Origin of the sequence: Sphingobacterium ginsenosidimutans, assembly GCF_039536865.1 — a bacterium.
Lineage (GTDB): Bacteria > Bacteroidota > Bacteroidia > Sphingobacteriales > Sphingobacteriaceae > Sphingobacterium > Sphingobacterium detergens.
Genome location: NZ_BAAAZK010000008.1, coordinates 330,114 through 353,968, shown reverse-complemented (window position 1 = coordinate 353,968; position 23,855 = coordinate 330,114). Strand labels below are relative to the sequence as shown.

At 40.5% G+C, this 23,855-nt stretch carries 19 protein-coding genes; 5 read left to right on the top strand and 14 right to left on the bottom strand.

The window, feature by feature from the left end:
• Positions 1 to 82: 82 nt before the first annotated feature.
• Together ABFX33_RS21860 and ABFX33_RS21855 are read right to left on the bottom strand one after the other, a co-directional pair.
• Positions 83 to 730 (bottom strand): HD domain-containing protein, encoded by a 648-nt coding sequence (locus ABFX33_RS21860; RefSeq protein WP_346088235.1) that lies wholly within the window; start codon positions 728 to 730, stop codon positions 83 to 85.
• Complete coding sequence (locus tag ABFX33_RS21855; RefSeq protein WP_120260544.1) at positions 723 to 1,901, bottom strand: THUMP domain-containing class I SAM-dependent RNA methyltransferase; 1,179 nt, start codon at positions 1,899 to 1,901, stop codon at positions 723 to 725. The genes ABFX33_RS21860 and ABFX33_RS21855 overlap by 8 nt, the downstream gene beginning before the upstream one ends.
• A 77-nt stretch (positions 1,902 to 1,978) precedes the next feature.
• Here ABFX33_RS21855 and ABFX33_RS21850 point away from each other — a divergent pair, with 77 nt between their 5' ends.
• A complete protein-coding gene (locus ABFX33_RS21850; RefSeq protein ID WP_120260264.1) occupies positions 1,979 to 2,353 on the top strand; it encodes a DUF3127 domain-containing protein in 375 nt (124 codons plus the stop codon).
• A 291-nt stretch (positions 2,354 to 2,644) separates the two neighbouring features.
• Positions 2,645 to 3,109, top strand: a complete 465-nt coding sequence (locus ABFX33_RS21845) for a copper resistance protein NlpE (RefSeq protein ID WP_120260263.1) — start codon at positions 2,645 to 2,647, stop codon at positions 3,107 to 3,109.
• An 18-nt stretch (positions 3,110 to 3,127) separates the two neighbouring features.
• Here the strand turns inward: ABFX33_RS21845 and ABFX33_RS21840 are convergent, their stop codons facing one another.
• The 5 genes from ABFX33_RS21840 to ABFX33_RS21820 form a co-directional block, all read right to left on the bottom strand.
• Entirely contained in the window at positions 3,128 to 4,129 is a 1,002-nt protein-coding gene (locus ABFX33_RS21840; protein ID WP_259179938.1) for an acyltransferase, read from the bottom strand.
• A gap of 22 nt (positions 4,130 to 4,151) precedes the next feature.
• Positions 4,152 to 5,303 (bottom strand): MFS transporter, encoded by a 1,152-nt coding sequence (locus ABFX33_RS21835; RefSeq protein ID WP_257087030.1) that lies wholly within the window; start codon positions 5,301 to 5,303, stop codon positions 4,152 to 4,154.
• 216 nt (positions 5,304 to 5,519) lie between these two features.
• A complete protein-coding gene (locus ABFX33_RS21830) occupies positions 5,520 to 5,948 on the bottom strand; it encodes a fumarate hydratase (protein WP_257087031.1) in 429 nt (142 codons plus the stop codon).
• Between the two features lie 105 nt (positions 5,949 to 6,053).
• Positions 6,054 to 7,451, bottom strand: a complete 1,398-nt coding sequence (fumC, locus tag ABFX33_RS21825) for a class II fumarate hydratase (RefSeq protein ID WP_257087032.1) — start codon at positions 7,449 to 7,451, stop codon at positions 6,054 to 6,056.
• A 293-nt stretch (positions 7,452 to 7,744) separates the two neighbouring features.
• Positions 7,745 to 8,314 carry a hypothetical protein gene (locus ABFX33_RS21820; RefSeq protein WP_120260259.1) on the bottom strand — a complete coding sequence of 190 codons (570 nt, stop codon included), beginning with the start codon at positions 8,312 to 8,314 and terminating at the stop codon, positions 7,745 to 7,747.
• Between the two features lie 256 nt (positions 8,315 to 8,570).
• On the opposite strand from ABFX33_RS21820, the gene ABFX33_RS21815 reads away from it, so the two are divergent.
• Entirely contained in the window at positions 8,571 to 10,181 is a 1,611-nt protein-coding gene (locus ABFX33_RS21815; protein ID WP_346088232.1) for a S41 family peptidase, read from the top strand.
• On the opposite strand, the gene ABFX33_RS21810 is transcribed toward ABFX33_RS21815, so the two are convergent.
• From ABFX33_RS21810 to uvrA, 5 genes are all read right to left on the bottom strand, one after another.
• On the bottom strand, positions 10,171 to 11,334 hold the full coding sequence (locus ABFX33_RS21810; protein WP_346088231.1) for an endonuclease/exonuclease/phosphatase family protein: 1,164 nt from the start codon (positions 11,332 to 11,334) through the stop codon (positions 10,171 to 10,173). The genes ABFX33_RS21815 and ABFX33_RS21810 overlap by 11 nt on opposite strands.
• On the bottom strand, positions 11,279 to 12,157 hold the full coding sequence (locus tag ABFX33_RS21805; protein ID WP_346088229.1) for a rhomboid family intramembrane serine protease: 879 nt from the start codon (positions 12,155 to 12,157) through the stop codon (positions 11,279 to 11,281). The genes ABFX33_RS21810 and ABFX33_RS21805 overlap by 56 nt, the downstream gene beginning before the upstream one ends.
• Positions 12,158 to 12,168: 11 nt before the next feature.
• Positions 12,169 to 12,846 carry a rhomboid family intramembrane serine protease gene (locus ABFX33_RS21800; protein ID WP_346088228.1) on the bottom strand — a complete coding sequence of 226 codons (678 nt, stop codon included), beginning with the start codon at positions 12,844 to 12,846 and terminating at the stop codon, positions 12,169 to 12,171.
• Positions 12,847 to 12,859: 13 nt separating this feature from the next.
• Positions 12,860 to 14,740 (bottom strand): DNA mismatch repair endonuclease MutL, encoded by a 1,881-nt coding sequence (gene mutL, locus ABFX33_RS21795; protein ID WP_223581717.1) that lies wholly within the window; start codon positions 14,738 to 14,740, stop codon positions 12,860 to 12,862.
• Positions 14,741 to 14,947: 207 nt separating this feature from the next.
• Positions 14,948 to 17,788 (bottom strand): excinuclease ABC subunit UvrA, encoded by a 2,841-nt coding sequence (gene uvrA / locus ABFX33_RS21790; RefSeq protein ID WP_120260253.1) that lies wholly within the window; start codon positions 17,786 to 17,788, stop codon positions 14,948 to 14,950.
• Between the two features lie 336 nt (positions 17,789 to 18,124).
• On the opposite strand from uvrA, the gene ABFX33_RS21785 reads away from it, so the two are divergent.
• Complete coding sequence (locus ABFX33_RS21785) at positions 18,125 to 19,180, top strand: DUF2157 domain-containing protein (RefSeq protein WP_346088225.1); 1,056 nt, start codon at positions 18,125 to 18,127, stop codon at positions 19,178 to 19,180.
• Between the two features lie 56 nt (positions 19,181 to 19,236).
• Here ABFX33_RS21785 and ABFX33_RS21780 read toward each other — a convergent pair whose 3' ends face one another.
• A complete protein-coding gene (locus ABFX33_RS21780) occupies positions 19,237 to 19,914 on the bottom strand; it encodes a response regulator transcription factor (RefSeq protein ID WP_346088224.1) in 678 nt (225 codons plus the stop codon).
• 131 nt (positions 19,915 to 20,045) lie between these two features.
• Positions 20,046 to 21,365 carry a sensor histidine kinase gene (locus tag ABFX33_RS21775; protein ID WP_346088222.1) on the bottom strand — a complete coding sequence of 440 codons (1,320 nt, stop codon included), beginning with the start codon at positions 21,363 to 21,365 and terminating at the stop codon, positions 20,046 to 20,048.
• 113 nt (positions 21,366 to 21,478) lie between these two features.
• On the opposite strand from ABFX33_RS21775, the gene ABFX33_RS21770 reads away from it, so the two are divergent.
• Entirely contained in the window at positions 21,479 to 23,851 is a 2,373-nt protein-coding gene (locus ABFX33_RS21770) for an outer membrane beta-barrel family protein (protein ID WP_346088221.1), read from the top strand.
• Positions 23,852 to 23,855: the final 4 nt, after the last annotated feature.

Sequence of the window (23,855 nt, the reverse complement as noted above, 5' to 3'; positions counted from 1 at the left end):
AGCATAAAAAAAGTGGTACTTTTTATCCTGATTCACAAGATCTAAAGTACCACTTTTATATGTAGTTATTGTTAACTGTAATTTATTTTTTACCATTCCATTCTGCCATGAACTCTTCCAAGAATCCAAGCATATATTGGTGACGGTGTTCCGCAATTCTTTTTGCGGCCTGTGTATTCATTTTATCTTTCAACAAAAGCAGCTTCTCATAGAAGTGATTAATTGTCGGAGCTTCAGAATGTTTGTAAGCTTCTTTGTCTTTATACTCCTGTACCGGAATGTTGGGGTTGTACATTTCCCGGCCTTTATTCCCGCCGAAACTAAATGCACGCGCAATACCTATTGCACCGATGGCGTCCAAACGATCGGCATCCTGTACAATTTCCATCTCTTTGGAATGAAAAGAAACTTCACCCAAACTTGCTTTGAAAGACATGTTAAAGATGATTTTTTTGACATGGTCAATGATTTCAGGAGAAATTTCTAGACTTGCCAAAAACTCTCCAGCAACGCGAGGGCCAATTGTTTCGTCACCGTCATGGAATTTGCTGTCCGCAATGTCATGCAGGAGCGCTGCCAATTCGCAGACCATGACATCAGCTTCTTCATCTTCTAAAATTAACTTCGTATTGTTCCATACGCGTTGAATATGCGACCAATCATGGCCTGCTTCTGCAAATTTCAAACGATCTTGCACAAATGCGACTGTGCGTTCAATAATGTTATTCATACAATACTTTTGTTTTTTCGCGAGTACCCTCGTATAATTCGTATTCTAATAATCTACAATCTAATTTACCGTTATAAAATTCTATACGTCTGGACGCACGGAGTCCAATTTTCTTTGCAAGATCCGGATTACCGGTAAATATATAGCCTCTATAACCTTTGCACTCCTGTTTCATAAAATCACCCATACGTTTGTAGGTAATCTCCAACTTGGTATGCGTACCTAAACGTTCACCGTATTCTGGATTGAATAAGATGACACCTCCTTCTTTAGGAACGTGCGTTTCGGCAAAATCGCATACTTCAAATGAAATTAATTGTTCTACCCCTGCAGTGCGGGCGTTCATCTTGGAAACGTTGATCGCTTCTTCGGAGATATCCGTAGCAATAATTTGAGGAGCTGCTTTTTTATTAATCTGATCTTTTAATAGGCGACGTTCCTGGAAGAAGACAGTTTCATCATAACCGATGAAATGCATGAATGAATAATTCATACGCAGTAGTCCCGGTTTTCTATTGGTTGCAATCAATGCCGCTTCAATGGCCAATGTTCCTGATCCGCACATCGGATTGACAAAAGCGGATTCGCCATCCCATTTTGAAGCAATAATTGTTGAGGCTGCTAAGGCCTCCAGCATGGGCGCCTTGCCCGGAATCTTACGGTAACCATGCTTGGCCAGTGTTTCTCCAGAGGTATCAATGAAAATTTCAGCACGGTCATCCTTCCAGTAGAGGTGAACGACAGCTTTGTTGTTTTCCGGACCAGAATTCGGGCGCATACCTTTTTTATCTTTAATACGATCTACAATCGCATCTTTCACTTTGACATTCGCAAATAAAGGCGTGCTAATTGTTTCATTGTCCACATTGGAACTCACAGAGAAATAACCATCGAATTGAATGAGCTCTTCCCAAGCAATCGTGCTCAGCTCTTCGTAGAGCTCAGTAGGATTGTTCGCTGAAAATTCCTTTAACGAATATAGAATCTGCGAGGCGGTACGCAAGTTCAGATTGAGCTTGATCGTATCATTTACGCTGACTTTCAATTCGACTCCGGTAGGAAATGCTCTGACGATGTCAAAACCTAACTCTTTAACTTCCTGTTGCAAATACGGCGATAAGCGTTTATTGCACGTAATGATAACTTTATTGGGGGTGTTGAAAACTTCCATCATATTTTGTACAAAGTTAATTAAACTCTTCCTCAAAAATTGCTTAATTTTACGCTTTAATATTTATTTTTTTGATTATGGAAATTAGAGGAAAAGTACACGAGATAGGAGCGACACAACAAGTGACAGAATCATTCAAAAAACGTGATATGATTGTAGCTTATGCCGAAAACCCACAATTTGTTGAATATATCCGTTTTGAATCAACACAAGACAGAACTTCAATTTTTGATAACCTAGCTATTGGCGAAGAGGTAGAGGTATCTTTTAATCTTCGTGGTCGTCCTTGGACAAATAAAGATGGCGTAACGACATATTTCAATTCATTGGTTGCATGGCGTGTAACAAAACTAGGAAATGCTGCTCCAGCACCATCTACTCCAGGTTATGCGGATATGCCTGCTCCTGTAGATTTGTCTGGTTCATCAGATGATGATGATTTACCATTCTAGTCTGAAATAAGACATTCAAATCCTGTCAGCATTGCCGATACATGCATTGTATGTATCGTATTTTGCCGTACAGTATATCATATAGATTGGACTGCCCAGTTTGGACAGTCCTTTTTATTTTGTAAACATTCCACCTCGGTTTCTAAGCCTTATTCGAAACTCAGCTGCTTCGCTGTACGCTTTTGTTACCACTCGTTATTTTATGGCATGCAATTTTTTGAATCACATAAATTATTTTCTTGGCGCCGAAATTGCTTGATATGGGGTATATTTAAATCAAAACAGCACATTATGAAATCATCAGTATTATTTATTTGCCTGGCAGCACTTTCTTTAAGTGCATGTAATCAAACAAAAAAGGAAAATCAACAAGTGGTAGCAGCAGATTCGTCCGATCATACAACGATGACAGCAGATACCGTCCATACATCTCAAAATTCGTTGGACTGGCCCGGTAAATATGAAGCAACCATTCCCTGTGCGGATTGTGAAGGTATCAAAACAAATATTACCTTAAAAAATGACAATACTTTCTCGATTGTAAGTGAATATATCAATAAGAACACCAAAGTTGAAGATTCAGGTAAAGTCATGTGGCATGACAATGGTTCTGTTGTGCACCTGACGGGCAAAGAAACCAATATGAAATTAAAGGTCGGTGAAAATAGACTGATCGGACTGGATCAGGAAGGTAAAGAGATCGGTGGACCTAATGCGGATCGCTATATTTACAATAAGGTCGAAGGCGAAAAATAATAGCTGGATCAAATCGAATTAACCACTCACATATTTCCCAAACGGGATCTTTCGCAGGCAATACGTCAGCAAAGCACTGGCGAGTAAAGTGAGAATCGCTGCTGCCGGTATTTTCCACAGCGTCGCTAATGGTAGCAGTGGATGAATATAGTTCAAAAACAAGATATGGCTTAAATAGATGCCAAAACTATGGATGTCGATGAATTCCCAGAATGCACTCAACCGTTCTGGGAGTTTTAGACATTGAATAAATACAAACAATAAGCCAGCACTTAATGCAATATTGGGTGAAAGATAATTATACAATGTAGGGTCAAATTCGCCTTTTTCCACACTGAGATAATAAGTTCCCCAACCTGTAATCAGACAACAACCTATAAAGAAGGGGAGGCTAGACCATCTTAACTGGGGGAGTGGATGATTGTAGAGATAGTAACCCAAGACGAGATAACCCATGTAGCCTGTAAAGAAAGTTAGGTCAAAATTTGGAAGGTATGCATTAAACCATTTGTTGCTGAAAAACAGTGAAGCAAACCATAGGCATAAGAAAATCTCAATTTCTCTTTTTGAACAGTTCCGGATCATTTTTCGCAAAAAGGGTATCGCTAGATAGAGTCCGATAAGCATGTAGAGGTACCATAGGTGTGCGTTGCTTCCTGACTTTAAGCGAATTAACACAATGTTAATAACTTGTGGAAAACCAACATACTCAAAATCAATATAACGGATAAAATAATAGATCAGGTATACAATGGTCCAAAAAACAAATGGCGGAATAATTTTAAACAGCCGTTTTTTGTAGAATGTGCCTGTATCTTCATCCCTTTGCAAAAGCAATGCACCGGAGATGATGACAAAAAGAGGGACTGCAAAGCGCGAAAAGCTGTTGATCCAATTGGCATAATCCCAATCAAAAGAATCAAAGTCGTTACTATTTAAATAGCCCGAAGAAGAGTGGATTAGAATAATCAAAAAGATTGCTATGATACGCAATACACTGATATAACTACTTCGGGCCATTAGAATCGTTTTTTTTTATGTGTTAACGTTTATTGTCATAGACCTTGAGATACAACAAGGTCAACAAAGCGCCGATACTTGCCATACCTACACCTACCAGGGAGGGGGTATTGTATGCTAATCCCATGGTGATGGGAATGCCACCTAGAAATGCACCAAGAGTATTGCCAAGATTAAATGCTGCCTGTCCGCCTGCTGCGGCTAATGTTGCGGAATCTTTCGAAGCCCGAATTAACATCAGTTGTGTTGGTGAACCGATGGTGAAGGATACCAAACCTGTAATAAAGGCCAAAGGATAGGCTGTCCAGCCCAGAGGCGAAACAAAATAGACCATGACCAAACAGAGTGCCATAGCCGAAAAACTCGCGATAGCTGCTTTAGTGGGTGAAATGCTGTCTGCCAATTTCCCGCCGATCAGATTTCCGAAAAACATACCAACACCTATCAAGATCATAATCAGTGGTACCCGGTCAGCTGGAACGCCAGAAACTTTAGTTGCCAAGGGAGCAATATAACTGATCCAGGCAAATAATCCACCTGTGCCGATAGCAATAATCGCCATTAATAACCAAGCAATCTTTTTGTTGAAAAAACTAAGCTGATTGAATATATTATTTCCTTTAGAAGCCTCAATTTTCGGCATCCAGGCATATATTGCGGCAAAGGTAACTAGTCCCAGTATACTGATAATGCCGTAAGTCAGACGCCAGGAATAATGATGACCGAGATAGGTTCCTAACGGAACTCCGGCAAGGTTGGCTATAGTCATGCCCGTAAACATGATCGAGATGGCCTGAGCCTCTTTTCCTTTCGGAGCAAGCTTAGCTGCAACAACAGATCCTACGCCAAAGAATGCTCCGTGTGGAAGTCCAGCCATAAAACGCGAAAGACTGATCAGAAACTGTCCCGGTGCAATACTGAATAAACCGTTGAAAATAAAAAATAGTAACATCAAAAAGAGCAAAACCTTCTTTGGAGGATATTTACCCGTGAATAAGACTAATGTAGGAGCACCTACAACTACACCGAGCGCATACAGGGCAATAAGGTGAGCCGCAGTAGGGATTTCGATATGCAGATCCTTCGCAATATCAGGTAGAATACCCATCATCGTAAATTCAGTCATCCCGATGGCAAGTCCCCCAAAAGCTAAGGCAATAATTCCTTTGTTCATATGGATGGTTGGAAGTTGATAGTCAAAAGTAAAAATAAAAAACGGGTTATTACATGTTGATTTATCTATCGATGTAATAATCCCTTGCAGCGAGCCAATCGATCAAGATCAGGTTGAAGTAGACCACCAAAGGCTTGCATAGAGAACAAAGATTAAGGAGCAAGGATTAAAGACAGTGCTCGTAAGCCGCTGGCTTGAACAAGTAAAGTCTAAATACTAATATCTCTTTTTAGGTACGCAGGTAATATCTTTGGTCTTTCTAAGGACAATAGGGCGTTGATCAAACCGACTTTCCAGTACGACGGAGTCCGCAGAATGATAGACAACCTTAAAACGTGGGATATATTGCCCCGAAAGATAACAACCTGAGATCTTCTGCTTGCCATTTTCTTTGGTGTATATTCCGTCTACGATAACGGAATCACCACGTAGCACATAAATACCTTTGGCATGTTCTGTCCAGGAACCGTTTTTATAACAACTATCAGGGATAGTCTGTACTTTGTTGTTCACATGCATTGTCGCATAAACCGAATCACAGGTAAACTTAAATTCAGTCAAGGTATACTGCATCATCTGCTGCTGTCCCGGAATACTGTCCTGTACCCACTCGCCCTGTAAAAACGAAGCTCCTTCACCCTGCATATCTGAATTAAATTTGCAGGCGGTAAAAAAGAAAAACATACCTATGGCAAGAGCCAGTAGGTATGTTTTTGATGATATATTTTTTATTGAAATTATTGCCACAGCTTATTTTAAACTTCCAACCATTTCCTCAGGTTTTACCCAAGCATCAAAATCTTCCGGAGTCACATAACCCAAACGTACTGCTTCTTCTTTAAGTGTAGTACCGTTTTTATGTGCCGTTTGAGCAATTTCAGCAGCTTTGTAATAACCAATTTTCGTGTTTAGCGCAGTGACCAACATCAATGAGTTGTCAACCAATTCTTTGATGCGTTTGTAGTTAGGCTCGATACCGGCAGCACAGTGCTCTTCAAAAGAAATACAAGCGTCGCCCAATAAACGTGCAGACTGCAAGAAGTTCGCTGCCATCAATGGTTTGAATACATTCAACTCATAATGTCCTTGCGTACCACCAATGGTGATCGCAACATCGTTCCCCATAACTTGGGCAGCGACCATTGTTAACGCTTCACATTGTGTAGGATTCACTTTACCTGGCATAATAGATGATCCCGGTTCATTTTCTGGAATAAGGATTTCACCGATACCTGAACGAGGACCAGAAGCCAACATACGGATGTCGTTGGCAATTTTATTCAATGCTACAGCCAATTGTTTCAAAGCGCCATGCGTCTCTACGATGGCATCGTGTGCTGCCAAAGCTTCAAATTTGTTCTCCGCAGTAACAAAAGGAAGACCTGTAAATTCAGCGATGTATTTTGCAACAACAACATCATAACCAGTAGGTGTATTTAAACCAGTTCCTACAGCCGTACCGCCTAATGCTACCTCAGATAGATGTGAAAGTGTATTTCTTAGTGCTTTTAGGCCATGGTTTAATTGTGCCACATAGCCAGAAATCTCTTGACCTAATGTCAAAGGTGTCGCATCCATTAAGTGTGTACGACCGATTTTAACAACATTCTTGAACTCTTCAGCTTTTTTAGCCAACGTATCACGTAGTTTTTCAACACCGGGGATAGTTACTTCGGCAACAGCTTTATAAGCCGCAATATGCATTCCGGTAGGGAACGTATCATTTGATGACTGTGATTTGTTTACATCATCATTCGCTTTTAATACAGGTTCTCCTTCACCAATCTTATGTCCAGCCAATACTTGGGCACGGTTTGCCACAACTTCATTCACATTCATGTTGGATTGTGTTCCCGAACCAGTTTGCCAGATCACCAATGGAAACTGATCATCAAGTTTACCTGCTAGGATCTCATCACATACAGCTGCAATAGCATCACGTTTTTCAATAGGTAAAACACCCAATTCGTGGTTTGCATAGGCTGCTGCTTTTTTCAAGTAAGCAAAACCTGCAACGATCTCATGTGGCATAGAAGCTGCCGGTCCGATTTTGAAGTTGTTGCGTGAACGTTCTGTTTGTGCACCCCAGTATTTATCTGCAGGTACTTGAACTTCACCCATCGTATCTTTTTCAATTCTGAATGACATATTGTTTTGTATAAATAAAACGTAAAAATTATCTGTATTCGTGCAAAGCACTAAACACATCGATCACAAAGTTAACGGATAATATAGTAAAAAGTAAAAATTAAAAGGTAAAAATCAAAAATTGAAACAATTAGTAAGCCATCGACTTGTAGAACCAAGATTTTGCTTCTCACGCTGAGAAATAAAAATTAAAAGCTAATCATCAAAAGCTGGAAACAGTTAGTAAGCCATAAGCTTGTATAACCAAAATCTATATACCCATTACTCAATACTCAATACTCATTACTCAATACTCACAAACCAAGACGCTTGGTCAGGAATTCATTCACATGATGAAATACCTGCTTTGGTTTTAAGGCACGCCAAGATAGTTCATTGAGTGCACCGCCAAAATTGATGTAATAATCAATATTTTGTTGTTGAAACTCTTCGATTACATGGTCACGGAAGCCTACGCCCGCAATCCAGCCATCGTCGATATCCTGAAACCATTCCTCATAATAGGAGTCATCTGAAGCATGGAAATTCAATACATTCTCCCCAATGAGGATGAAATATTTTATACCCTGACTGATCATGACATCGATAAGTTCTCTTTTCAGTAACATGATATCATTGTATATGGCATCGTTCCATTCGCCGATCAACTCGATAATACAGTATTGTTTTTCATAATCGACAAATAATACCTTTAGATACAGCGTGAGCGAACCGAATTCATCCCATTGTGGATGCAGCAAAAAGTTATAGATCTGCTTGTCGAAATCGAATTCGCTGTAGACCGTACCATAAAATGGTGATTGTTCGTCTTCGGCAGCGATATAATAGTCGCGCCAATTGTAATAAGGTTCGATTTCGTGCATATATTAAATTCCTTTCCAAGTTCAAACTAAGATAAATTTGCGCTTATTTGCAAGTTTCATTGCTGCTATTTCGTGTTTTCTGTCAAAGTAAGTGTGCGGAACTTCTAGACGTAAACAGTCAGCGACAATTTTTTGTTTTTAATGTAAAATTATACGGCTGTTTACAGATTAAACCGAATAAACTTGTTACTTTTGAGACGTAATTTCATGAGCGCACAGGCTCGGTTTATCTTTTTATAAACACTGGGTTTTTCCAATGCAAAAGAGTATTAAGCGAAATATTTTTGTAGCCGCTACATATGCTGCAGTATTGCTTCTTGGCTTGCTGTTGGGACAGAATTATGCCGAAGAACAGGGGAGCAATCAGAAAACAACCTTTTCAAGTCTAGGCTCCAATGGAAATTCGGACAAATTGCAATACCTGGTCCAGCTGATCTCTGAAAATTACGTTGACAATATTAGTGTCGACACTGTGCAAGATGAAGCCATTGAACACGTTGTTTCTCGCCTTGATCCTTTCTCCACATTTTTACGACCTAATCAGGTGCTCGCCAAGCAGGAAACGCTGGAAGGTTCCTTCGATGGAATAGGGGTAGAATATTTTCGTTTGAAGGATACACTGCTTGTTGTAGGAATGGTATCCGCTGGTCCAGCGGAGAAAAGTGGTATGCGGATCGGTGATCGTATTCTAAAAATCGGAAACAAAGATCTTGCGGGGAAAAAGGTGCCCGAGGCAGAAATTGAAAAATTGATCCGTGGAAAGAAAGGAACAGCGGTACTTATTTCGATCCAACGGAATGGACAAACGCTCGTTAATCCGTTGAAAGTCATTCGTGACCAGGTAAACGTAACCAGCTTGGATGCCTCCTATATGATCGCTCCCAAGACGGCTTACATCAAGATACGCCGCTTTGGACATAAGACTGCGGATGAATTTAAACAGTCACTGATTGATCTCCGGAAAAGTGGTGCACAGGATCTTATCTTGGATCTACGTAATAATGGTGGTGGATTTGTGCATACTGCGATAGATCTGGCGGGACAGTTTTTTAAAGAAAAGAGACTGTTGATGTATACCGAAGGAGCTAATGAACAACGTCAAGATTATTATTCGGAGAAAACGGGCGAGTTTGGGGATGGTCGTGTGGTCATATTGATCAACGAAAGTACGGCATCAGCGAGTGAGATTCTGAGTGGTGCTTTACAGGATTTAGATCGGGCCACTGTCGTAGGAAGACGCTCGTATGGAAAGGGTTTAGTTCAGGAACAGTTTGACTTCTCGGATGGATCCGCCGTAAATTTGACTGTCGCGCGTTATTATACGCCATTAGGAAGGTGTATTCAACGCAAATATAGCCGGGCAAATTTTGATGCCGCAAAATATATGACGGGTTTTGATCTTTGGACGCTCGATACTGAATTTCGTCAAAAGGAAATGTTCACAACAAGCAAGGGCAAACTGGTTTTTGGTGGCGGCGGAATTTTGCCGGATGTGAATATCCCAATTGACACTAATGAAACAAGTGCGAAGTATCGGGAGATCTACCATTCCAATTCAATCGAGGAATTTGTGTATGACCGGTTCACCAAACATCTACCAGCATATTCCATTGAAAACTTTATCAGTGGTTATCATTTACCCGCGGCAGAGTTTGATCTTTTTATTTCATTTCTGAATACGCAAAAGCGGATTCCGGTGAACGCAAATGAAGCAAAAAATCTGCATGATCTGATTCAGTCAGATATTGAAGCCTTGGTCGGAAGATACTATTTTGGCCGTGAAGCTTATTACAAAATAAAAAATAGAAGGGATAAATTTATCGAAATAGGTCTCAAATCTTTAGGCTATCAGATGCCTAAGGTTTAAGCCGTAGATCTGACCACACTGGATAGTGGTCGGATAGCTTTTGTTTGACAACCTGATAATTCATAACCTGAAATTTTGGACTGGCAAAGATATAGTCAATCTGAAAAATTGGCAAAAGTGCGTGGTGGGTCACCCCCCATCCATTTCCTTTTTCCTTAAAGGCATTATACATGCCATCTCCAATGAGATTCACCGAATAACTCATGGGCGTATCGTTAAAATCACCAACGGCAATATAAGGGTACTGACAGTCATTCATATGTTTTTTCAGCGAATGCGCCTGTTCACTGCGGAGTTCAAATGCATTTTTTAGCTTTCTGCTCAACCGGCGAGTAGCCGTATTGTCGGTTTCAGTCTTGTTAGACAGATTTTGAATAAACTCCTTGTCTTCATTCTGTAGCGCGAAGGATCGCAGGTGGATATTATAGATGCGTACCAAGGTGTCCTGCTTTTTGATGTCCACATAACATATTCTGTTGATGCCATAGTCGTTGTCACGAATAGTGCCCGAATCGTAGATGGGAAAACGAGATAAAACAGCCATGCCATAGGCTTCGTAGTCATTTTTGGAACTCGGTTCAAAGAAGAAATAATCGTAACCCAATTTATCCTTAAACTCTTCGGAGAAAACATGTTTCCCTTTGATTTTACTGATATATTCCTGAAAGCAAATGACATCAGGTGAGATGCTATCAATGATACGGACAACGTCGGCTTTAAAGTTCTTTTTTTCTTCATTAACCTTTTTGAACAAATGGGCATTGAAAGTCATGATACGTAATGTACGTGTTTCAGATGGCACAGGCGGGTTTTCTTTGCGGATATTCCAATGTTTGGTTAAAAAGGGCCAACCCAATAAGATTGCTGCCAGAGAGTAGAGGGCAACCTTTCGTTTACGCAGTAACCAGTAGCAGATAAAACCAATATTGACGATCAGAATAGGGAGATAGCCCAGTCCCATAAATGCAATGGGCCAAAAAGATTTCGGATTGATGAAGGTTGCAGCGTAACTCATGAGCAATGCAATGATCGCAAGCATATTTGCCAGGAACATTGTTTTGCTTATAAATCCCAGTTTTCTTCTTAAAAATGTCCTTCTATCCATCAACCTTGTCGCCACTATTGCTTGCCCTAAAGAGCGTTTCTTTTTCATGGTGTGTCAGACTTTCATAACCAGATACTGAAATCTTGTCTAGGATAGTATCAATTTCATCCTGGTTAGGTAAGTCATAACGATGTTTCCGATTTGTCGGTATATGATTGCCCACAACAACTTTCATTTTTGCGGGCTTTTTTTGTTTTTTCTGAAAAAGTGTTGACCAGTCCATGCCAGATCTTAGAGCATAGGTAAAAGCCATCCCAAAGAGAACGACGGCAAAATAAGAGACTGCAGCAGGTCTGTTGCCAATAGCGAAAAATAGAAATTCCAATGCAAAATAGACGATGGCTACTATTTTTAATTTAACAGTACCAAAAAGTAATAGTCGCAATTCATAGTTTGGAATTAAAGTGACAATTGCTGCGAGTATCGCTGCCAATGGATGAGCTCCCCCCATTAAATGCAGATCTGTAGGCGGAGGAATAAGTGTGCCAAAACCCACATAGAGCGTGCTACTTAGGAGCCATGAGGCAATGTAGACAAAGAAAAACTGCCTCTTGTTTAGGAATGTGAAGAATATCTGGCCTACCCAATACAGCCATAGGCTGTCAAAAATTAAATTTAAAAGCTGAACATAGACAAAATTGGACGAAATCAGAGACCAAGGTTGTGCTAAGAAAACCGAAAAATTGCTTGGTAAGCTCAAATGCTTAACGATAGGCTGTAGGAAACTTTGAGAGATGAATTTCAGCTCAAAGAGCAGGTCCAAAAAATAAATGAGAACAAATAAACATACCTGAATACTGATCACAACCGGAATCGGCGAACCTGTTTTATATGTTTGTCTCCAAAAATCTTTTAAACCAATGCTATTCATGACGCGCGCTATTAATAAATTCCCTTTCTAATCCTCCAAAATTTGAGCAGCAAGTAACCAAACAGTGCGCCACCAACGTGCGCTAGATGGGCTACAGAATCTCCGGGCCTAGATAAGCTCATATAGATCTCGATCAAAATAAAGCCTCCGATCATATATTTGGCTTTGACTGGTACAGGAATAAACAAAAATTGAAGCGGTATGTTTGGAAAAAGGTAAGCAAAAGCAAGCAATACACCGTATACAGCGCCAGAAGCACCCAGCATACGTGAAGTATAGATCTCTTGTACCAAACCTGGGTTAGCTGTGTTTAGCGTAGACATGTCCAAACTTTGGTGCAACGGGAAGAAGCTTCCGGTTGCATTATATATTTCAAAACCCTGAACCCCCATTTGCAATAGCCATGCACCGATACCCGAAATCAGGTAGAAATTCAAAAAACGTTTTGGACCAAGTACTTGCTCGATCATGGGGCCAAAGATGACCAAAGAAAACATATTGAAGAAGATATGACCGAGGTCAGCATGCATAAACATATGCGTGATTACCTGCCATATTTTAAAATATGGGGAATCCGGGTAGAAAACCGGAAGATAATTATAGGCAATGGGCACAAATTGTGATCCTAAAAAGAATACAATATTTACGATCAGTAAATTCTTGATAACGGGTGTCAATTGTTGAAACATATAGTTCTATCTTCTAGTTTTTACCAAATTTTTCTGCTAATTCCTGCAATGTAAATGTTACGATAACAGGGTTGCCATAGATGGAGATATTCGGTGATTGACAGGCAAAAAGCTTGTCGACCAATTCTGCCATAGCAGTGTTGTCAAGCTGTGTGCCTGGTTTGATCGCAGCATTACGAGCAAGGCTTTTTGCGAGATTCTCGCGTTTAGCTAGCTTGTATTCGGATTGATTATTTTTATAATCTTCCAATATTTTTTCAATCATTTTGATCTCATCAAAGCCTGTTCCCAAGTCTGCTGGAATTCCGTCAATAATATAGGAATTTTTTCCAAATTCACGAATCTGAAAACCTAGACCGTTGATGTCATCCAATAAGTCTTTCATCAACTCATTATCAGCAGGGTTGAGATCTATGGTCTGCGGGAATAAGCTTTGTTGACTTAAACCTTTATGCTGATCGAGCTGTTCCAGAAACTGTTCAAATAAAATACGTTCGTGGGCAGCTTGTTGGTCAATAAGGATAAAACCAGAATGGATCTGTGAAACAATATACTTGTTGTGCAGCTGAAAAAATAATTTAGATGAAGTTTTATCTTCCACTTGGATGGCCTGTGGACGATCCGTCTCCAATTCTGAACCTGTATGCAAAGGAAGCTGTACAGACTCCTCCTTTTCGACGATTTCGTACAATGAATCCCAATTGCTTGGTATTCCCCCTGTTTTTTTTGCAAAGCCTTCCGCGTAACTATCCGATCTGGAATAGGATGATTTGGACTTGTCTGTGTCAAAGGGGTTGAAGTCTGGATTGAAGGTGACTGTCGGCGCAATAATCTCATCCAATGATTTCTTTGTGATCAGATTGGTGAAGCTTGTCTCCTGTTCAAAATCCAAAGAAGGCATGATATTATAGCGTCCCAATGACCTTTTCACCGCTGAACGGATGATAGCATAAATTGCCTTGTCATCCTCATATTTGATTTCGGTCTTTGTTGGGTGTACATTGATATCAATACGAGCAGGATCTATGTCGATAAATAGAACATAAAACGGAAAAGTTTCCGCTTGCATAATATCCTCGTACGCATTCATAACCGCATGGTGCAGATAAGGGTCACGGACAAATCGTCTGTTGACAAAGAAAAACTGTTCGCCACGTGTTTTCTTTGCAAATTCAGGCTTTCCGACAAAACCTTCCACTTTAATAATGGATGTATCCTCTTCCACAGGGACCAGTCGTTGGTTGTAGTTGTTCCCGAAGATATGGACAATCCGTTGTTTCAATGTTTCAGCAGGGAGATGGTATATTTCATTTCCATCACTATGCAGGGAAAGGAAAATCTGTGGATTGGATAAGGCAATACGCTGAAATTCGTCAATGATATGGCGCATTTCAACAGAATTGCTCTTTAAGAAATTCCTGCGAGCAGGGATATTGTAAAAAAGGTTTTTGACTAAAATATTTGTTCCAGCAGCAACAGCTTCTGGATATTGATTGACAACTTTTGATCCTTCTATTTCGACCACAGTACCAAGTTCATCTTCGATACGGCGTGTTTTTAGTTCTACTTGTGCTATCGCAGCGATGGACGCCATCGCTTCTCCACGGAAACCCATGGTGCGAATAGCAAATAAATCTTCAGCTTTCCGGATCTTTGACGTCGCATGACGTTCAAAGCAAAGGCGAGCATCTGTTACGCTCATGCCACAGCCATTGTCAATGACTTGGATCAACGATTTGCCCGCGTCTTTAACAATAAGTTTTATTTTGTCAGCTCCAGCATCAATGGCATTCTCAATCAATTCTTTAATGGCAGACGCTGGTCGCTGCACCACTTCTCCCGCCGCAATCTGATTAGCAACATTATCTGGAAGTAATTGAATAATATCCGACATATAATACAAAGTTACGAAATATCCATATTTAGAAAGCACAAACACAAATGAAAATCAACTGGATATTCCAGATGGCTTCTAAAACCGTCTATGACGATATACATGCTTTTAAACATAATGTGATGAACAAACAAATAGTAAGTATAAGCCGATGTTTCCAACCGGAACTGTCAAACATCAGGCATACCCCATAATAGTCTGATCTGGTTACATCTCCAGTTTTAGGAAACGTGCGGTTTCGCTTTTCTTGTTTTTAATTAAATTTTCTGGGGTTCCCTCAAATAATACTTGACCACCCTCTTTCCCACCTTCAGGACCGATATCAACCACCCAGTCCGCGGATTTGACAACATCAAGGTTGTGTTCGATAATCAATACCGTATTTCCACGGTCCACCAGTCGGTTGATTACACCCATGAGCACATTGACGTCTTCAAAATGAAGTCCTGTTGTCGGTTCGTCGAGGATGTAAAATGTGTTTCCGGTATCTTTCTTGGAAAGTTCTGTGGCAAGTTTCACCCGCTGTGCCTCTCCTCCAGATAAGGTCGTAGACGATTGACCCAAGGTAATATAACCTAAACCTACATCCTGTAAGGTTTTGATTTTTCTGTAAATGCTCGGTACATTTTCAAAGAAATCAACAGCATCATTGATGCTCATGTCAAGTACATCTGAAATAGATTTACCCTTGTAGCGTACTTCCAAAGTTTCTCGGTTATAACGCTTTCCGTGACATGTTTCACAAGGAACCTGTACATCAGGAAGGAAATTCATTTCAATTACTTTCAAGCCTGCACCCTGACAAGTTTCACAGCGTCCGCCTTTGACATTGAATGAAAAACGACCGGGTTTATACCCTCTGATTTTTGCTTCGGGAAGCTGAACAAAGAGCGTGCGTATATCGGAGAATACGCCTGTATATGTTGAAGGATTGGAGCGTGGCGTACGGCCAATAGGACTTTGATCGATTTCAATGACTTTATCAATATGCTCCAAGCCCTCAATCTTTTTGAATGGAAGTGGAGTCGCTTTTGCCCGGAAGAAATGTTTGTTTAAGATCGGGTACAATGTACCAGTAATTAAACTCGATTTACCAGAGCCTGAAACACCCGATACGACGATCAATTTACCGAGCGGAAAGGTTACGGTCAGGTTTTTGAGATTATGCCCTGTAGCGCCATGAATGGTCAGCGTTTTGCTATTGCCTTCACGACGTTTTTCTGGGATCTTAACCGCTTTTTTCCCATTAAGATAAGCCGCGGTCAAGGAATCGGATTTTAAGATCTCATCGGGTTGTCCTTCAGCAACGACTGTACCACCATGGACACCCGCCGCCGGGCCCATATCAATCACATAATCCGCATGTAGGATCATATCCTTATCATGTTCAACAACCAAGACCGAATTGCCAATATCACGTAAGTTTTTGAGCGCCTTAATGAGACGTTCGTTGTCGCGTTGATGTAATCCAATGCTTGGTTCATCCAGAATATAAAGGACGTTGACCAATTGTGAACCAATCTGGGTGGCTAAACGGATCCGTTGCGCTTCCCCTCCAGATAAGGTTTTTGCCGTACGATCCAATGTCAGGTAATTCAAGCCTACATCCAGTAGAAAGCCCAAACGGGCCCTTATTTCTTTAAGTATTTCTGTAGCAATGACCAATTGGCGTTCATCCAGTTTGCCCTCTACCTGATCGAACCATTCTTTTAACGCAGAAATATCTAATGTCGATAGTTCATGGATATTCTTGTCTGCGATCATAAAGTGCAGCGATTCTTTCTTCAACCGTGCTCCTTCGCAAGTAGGACAGGTAACTTTGGTTCTGAAATCATCCAGTGAAGGGGCTTCATCAGAAGATTTTCCGGAAAATTCCTCAAGCATTTTGAAGATCCCTTCAAATTCCACACGATATTCACGGGTACCATAACTTCCATAGGATACGGTGACGACGATAGGTTCTTCTTTATTGCCAAACAAAAGCTGATCAATCTGCTCATCGCTCAATTTTTCCAATGGTGTTGTTACCGCAAAATCCAATTTTTTGGCGACGGCTTTAAGCACCTCAAAAGTCCAGTTCTCCCGGGTTGGCCCCAATGGTGCCAGCCCTCCTTTTTGAATACTGAGTTTCTTGTCAGGAATGACGGCATTTTTATCAATCTCAAAGATATAACCTAATCCATCACATGTCGGACAGGCACCATAAGGTGAGTTGAATGAGAAGGTGTTTGGCTGTGGTTCATCATAAGAGATGCCGGATTCAGCATCCATCAGATAGCGGCTATAAAATTGCTCCTGATTGTCTTTTGTAGACACTTTGATAATGCCTTTTGCCGTTTTCATGGCTTGCATAACCGAAGTCTGTAGCCGCTTTTTGTCATCACGTTCTATTTTCAAACGGTCAACGACAATCTCAATATCGTGAATCTTATAGCGGTCTACTTGCATTTTTGGAACAAGGTCCAGTATTTCACCGTCTACACGTACTTTGACATAACCCTGTTTACGAATTTGTTCAAAAAGCTCCCGATAATGTCCTTTACGTCCTTTTACAACAGGAGCGAGGATATTTAACGCTTGCCCTTCAAACTCGTCCAAAATACGGTCGATCACCTGATCGTCAGACATGCGTTCCATTTTTTTGCCAGTGACATAGGAGAATGCTTCACCTGCGCGGGCAAACAAAAGACGCATAAAATCATATACTTCAGTGATGGTTCCTACGGTTGACCTTGGATTTTTGCTCGTTGTTTTCTGTTCAATGGAAATCACAGGGCTCAAACCCGATATCTTGTCCACATCCGGACGCTCCATACCCCCCAAAAACTGACGGCTATAGGCACTAAAAGTTTCCATATACCGACGCTGTCCCTCTGCATAAATGGTGTCAAAAGCCAAGGAAGACTTTCCACTGCCGCTTAAACCGGTGATGACAACCAATTCATTTCTCGGAAAAGATACATCTATATTTTTTAGATTGTGCGCACGCGCACCAAATACTTGAACTTCACTCTGTTCGCCCAAATCTGGGCTTCTTTTTACTGCCATGAAAACTCCTTAAAACCCTTGAAAAGGGATAAAATGCAAAACATGCAAAATTACAGATTTTAAAGGAATTATGCGAGCCTATCTGACTTTTGGAATAAAATGTGATATACAGGTGATGCGGAGCTCTTGTGATGCTGTAATGATTTAGGAAAGTTACGAAGGTTATTGTTATCTTGTGATCGATTTAGATCGTTATGACAACCTTGTATGTTGTAAGTATATACAGGAAGTGTCTCGAAAATAAAACGTTAAAATTAAAAAACCAATTCAATGAGTTTGTAAACCAGCGTTATGTTTCAACTAAGGTCTCCATGCTCTATACTCAATACAACAATAATGCGAAAATACGACGTCAGCAAACAGGAGAAACAATCCATCGAAGATATTGTCCAATTTTGGAAAAAGGAGAATCTATTGGATGAACAAAAGGCCAGTGAACTGATGGATAGCCTCGATGTTAAAAGTTTTGACTGGGGACAACTGGCGCGTTATGCTTTCTGGATCGCCTTGGCTTCTTTGGTATTCGCTGTTTTTTCGCTATTTACAGATGCTTCTTTCCTAGCTTTTGTGGATACCCTTTATGAAGCACCCAATATTTTATTCTGCTTCTTTTTTGCTGCGGTCGCTGTACTGTTCTACACGCTTGGGTTTCGTTATAAAAAGCGTTATCCCTACAAGAATCTTTCCACAGAGACAATGATGTTGATCGGAGTGTTCGGAACCGCCGCCTGCATCGGATTTATGGGCAAGGTATTGGATAAGGATACCATGCATTATTCACTTTTATTTTTATTGTCTGTTGCGATCTATGGTATTCTTGCAGTAAAGCTCGATAGCAAGCTGATCTGGACTTTTATGCTTTTGGCCCTTGGGGTTTGGTTCGCTACCGAAACAGCTTATCATAGCAATTGGGGATTTAAATTCTGGGGAATGAATTATCCGTTGCGCTTTACTATTTTCGGTGCAATCATCACAGCAGCAGCGGTTTGGTTACAACCGCGTTTCGAACGCTTGCAGATCTTTCAGCCGATCAGTTATATCATCGGATTGATTTACCTCATGGTCTCTTTATGGGCACTATCCATTTTTGGTAACTATTCGGATTTTTATGAATGGACCACCGTCCGTCAATACCATATGTTTTATTGGGGTATTTTATCTACTGCCGTGTCCGCTTTTCTGGTTATTTATGGGCTAAAAGCAAAAGATAATGTCACCCGTGAGGTGGGGTTTGTGTTTTTGGTACTGAATATCTATACACGCTACGTCGAGTACCTATGGGATAACATCAATAGAGCTGTATTTTTCTTGATCCTGGCAGTTTCCTTTTGGTTTGTCGGACGCTGGGCAGAGAAATTATGGAATAGACGAAAAGAGGAGCTTGGAAGCTAATAACAATTGAATCCTCAGATGGATGGTATTGTTAAAAACAACATCTGGTGTACTTTTCAGAAATGAACGGTAAACCCTATACCACGATTCGAAGTAATGCTAAGAGTGGGGTCATGGCTCAGGTATTTTCGAATACGTGTGATAAAGACGTCCATGCTTCTACCCGTAAAAAAATCAGCAGTTCCCCATACTTTTTCGAGGATATCTTCCCGTGTCACGAGTTGACCATTGTGTTGACAGAGGAATAACAGCAACTGTGCTTCGCGTTCTGTGAGTTTATAGTGTTCAAGAGCGTGACTTAACAGCAGTTGGTCCGGTGAAAATAGATATGAACCAATTGAAATGGACCCTGAAGAAACATGTTTTTGATTACGCTTTAATATATTTTGTATGCGAAGTAATAACTCTTCGGGATCACAGGGTTTGGTGATGTAATCATCTGCACCGATTTTCAAGCCCGTTAGTTTATCGATCTTTTGCTCCTTGGCCGTTAAAAAAATAAATGGAAGTAAAGGAAAAAGCGTGTTGATCTCTTTTGCTAAAGTGAAACCGCTTACCTGTGGAAGCATAACATCCAAAATAATTAAATCATATCCCGTCAGCCTTTGAAAATCGGCTGTAAGATCCTTCGGTTGTGCAATCCAATCCACCTTAAAATCCGAAAGTTCTAGGTATTGCTTCAACATAAACCCAAAATCCGGATCATCCTCTACCAGTAATAGTTTATTCTTCATTTCTTCGTTTTGTCTAACGGATGTTTGGCCCCTTTGTTTCTCATCCTTATTATGATCTCCTTGTCTCTGCCCCATCCAAATTTAACACCCTTTATCCCCCATGTTTAAGATGAACTTTATAACCCGATAAATTAGCGTGGTAAGAGCACTGTAAAAGTTGTCCCCTGTTGCAATTTACTGATGACCTTGATCTCTCCACCATATTTCTTGATGATATTCTTAACAAGGAACAGACCGATCCCTAATCCCTTTGTGTCATGGATATTGTCTTTTTGGATACGATAAAACTTTTCAAAAATATAAGGCAATTCGCTTTCATCCATACCTTGGCCATTGTCCCTGAACTGAATGGATAGATAGTTTTTCTGTTCTTCAAAACGAATGCCCAACGCTGTGGCACCGTATTTAACCGCATTATTCATCAAGTTGTAAAAGAATGTCGTAGCATCAGTGGGGTTAAGGCAAATTTGTAGGTTAGAGCCTAGTTCCACAATAAGCTTGACAGTTGGATTGCATAACTGAAAATCGCTAAAAATGGCCTGTAACTCATCCGCCGTTATTGGGGATAGGCTTGTTGCGCTTTGATGCTCACTTAATGGATCTAGGGTTTGCTCTAAGCGGCTTACTTGGCGTTCAATCACCGTGATGATGTTGTCATCGGGAGACTTTCGGAGTGTTTTAGCCGCAATTTTTAGGGTCGCAACCGGTGTCTTTAGTTCATGCGAAATATTGTCTACGACATCATGTAATACCGCAATCTGTTTGTCTTGTTTTCGGAGATTCGTGATAGTTCGATAAAATAGCCAGATAAATGCTGCTAGAATCAATAAGGTGCTCAACAGGAGGGAAGCCAGCTCCTTAAATAAAATCCAGCCCAAATTGACCACTTCAAAGGAAGTCTTTCGCGGAACTGAAAAAACATATAATATTTCTTTGCTCTCGATACGATCCGCTATCTTATTTGTTTCTGTTTTTTCCGTAACCCATTTGCTTGTGGATAATTCCGTTGGATTGTGAAAGGTACCATTTGTTGTATAGACGATGATCGGTCCACTGACCAATGGTTTTACAGCATCTTTATAATAAATACCTAATATTTCCTGCTTAAGGATGACATGCATTCCTAAGGGCTGGAATATACTGTCGACATATTTGGTAAGCTCCTTGGAAGTTTTCTGTGCGTAGGTTTGATACTGTTTTTTTAGGCCTTCTTCCGTGATTTCTTTCTTGACCAGTTTGATGTAGTAATCTCTGGCGATATCCTTACTTAATAAGTTGTGGTCAAAAATAAGATTTGAGTCGTCTAAGTTGTCCAGATTCTTTTTGACCATCGCGAGCATCTCACGTTGTTTGAGTTGGTAGGTGTTGTATAATTGATAACCTTGGATGCCGATAAGAACAGCAAAAAATAAGATGAAAAGAATAATATAGTTTTTAGGTTTCAATTCCATATACAAATATAATTGCTTGCAAGCAACATCAGACACCTTAACACAGCATTAACTCTTCATTAACCATATTTAGCGGGGGTAATGGACAATTTTGGGGTATTAAATACCAAAATATGAAAGGATTATTATTTTTGCTCTTAGCTCCTTTGCTTTCTACAGCACAGACTAGGCAAGTAGGGGGACAAATTCAAAATGGAAATAGCGAGGGACTGGCTGATGTATCTATTGTGTTATTGGATAGCACTTATCAACAGATTCGCGAAATGAAGACTGATCTTTCCGGGAAGTTTGAATTAGCATTAGCACAGCATACGAAATACTATCTCAAAGCATCACATTTGAATTTTGGTACCAAAGAATTATTTTTTTACAGCGATACCATAAAAAGCCCGTTGATCGTGACCCTTCTTCCCAAGGCGAAAGAGCTTGAGGAAGTGAATGTTGTAGGCCGGCAACCCCGATTGATCCGCAAGTTGGATCGCCTAGAATTTAACGTACAGCATAGTAACCTCTCTGCGCTCAATACCTGGGACATCCTTAAACGTACACCTTTGGTGATGGCGAGTGGCTCGGACTTAATGGTGCGCGGAAGTAAAAAGATTATGGTGCTGATCAATGACCGCAAGATTCTGCTCAGTGGTGAGGAACTGAAAACCTATCTGGAGAATACAGCTGGCACCGATGTCCAGTCCATCGAGGTGATTACAAATCCCCCTGCAAAATATGAAGCTGAGGGAAGTACAATCATTAACATCAAGCTTTCCAAATCTACCTTATATGGCTATCGGGGTACGTTAGTGGGGTTGGCGGAGAAAAGCACGACCTGGAAACAGTTGTTTGGACTGACACAGTATTACAAGAATGAAAAATTCAATCTACGGGCAACATACAATTTTGGACGCGGTACCTATGCCCGTTATGAAACAAACTACGTGTATTACCCGAAGGAACAGACTTCATGGGAAGGCACGATGGATCGTTTCGATACCAATAATAGCCAAAATAGTTATGTGCTTTCAATGGAATATACACCAGACACAACATGGTCAATCAATATGGGCTTAACAGGTTATTATGGGCCGAGGTCCTACGGCATCTATGAGGTACCTACAGTAATCTATAACAAAGACCATGTGCAGGAATCTAGCTATTTTACAACAAATGATCATGAACGGTCCAATAAAAACAACAATCTATATCTCCAGGTGGCCAAGAAGCTCAGTTCCAAATGGAATATTAATTGGTCTTCTTATTTCACGTCCAGCAATGCGACCAACGATCAAGATGTTTTGACAGCATTGAATTTTAAGGGGGAAAAACCATCGAGTACGCGTTTTATCAGCAATAACGATAGTGAAAACCGGCTTTTTTCCACACAAATAGATATTACGGGAAAGATTAAAGGACTAGATGTTGAGTTTGGTGGAAAGTTTAGCGCTGTCAAAACAACAAGTGACTTAATATTTTCGGACGATGAATCAGGTACCCTTCAATACCGGCCCGACAAGAGCAGCCTGTTTGATTATAAGGAGCGTAATGGCGCCTTATATACATCGATTAACTATAGCTGGAAGAAATGGAGCTGGAAAGCGGGGTTAAGAGGGGAGTATACCGATCTAGAAGGACGGGTTTCAGAACCTGAGGACATGAATAAAAAGGATTATTTTGTGTTATTTCCTACTTTCTATATGCAATATGCGCTCTCGGATCAGCAGCAATTCGGATTTTCCTATGGTAAACGCATCAGCCGCCCCGCTTATTCATGGCTTAATCCTGCGAAATCCTATTATAACCTGTTTTCATATTTCCAGGGAGATCCCCGCTTGAGGGCCACGATTGTGCATAATCTCAACCTGACCTGGACAAAGGATAATTGGAATGTGGATCTATTTTATCGCTTTGAAAAATGGCCTAATATGGAAATTGCTTTGCAGGATAATGTCAACCACCAATTGGTCTTTCAATATACCAATATTAAGAAAGGGCAAGGGGCAGGGATAGATCTGGGGAAGAGCTTTCAATTGACATCCCGTTGGGGATTAAATCTTCAACTGGAAGGAATGTACAATGAGAATTATTTTATGGGGGCCGATGCAGTGCTGCATAAGAACGATGTTTATATCGGCAATGGTAACATCAGTTCAAACTATGTCCTGGACAAAAATGCGGGTTGGAATCTGGAACTCGGCAATACGTTTACCTCACCTACTATTCAGGGACCATTTCGGATTACAGGCTACTCCAGTACCTATGTGATGAGCAATCGAAAGTTTTTTAATAAGCGATTAGAGGTCAACCTTGCGTTTATGGATATTTTTAGGACAGAGAAAATGAGAATATCGTCAAAATATGCCGATCAAAACAATTATTTTGATGATTATCGGGATACAAGAAAGGTAAATGTGACATTGCGGTATCACTTTGGGAACCAAAAGGTCAAGAGCGGCAACCAACCAAATAAGACCGAAGAGCAAACAAGACTTTAGTCCG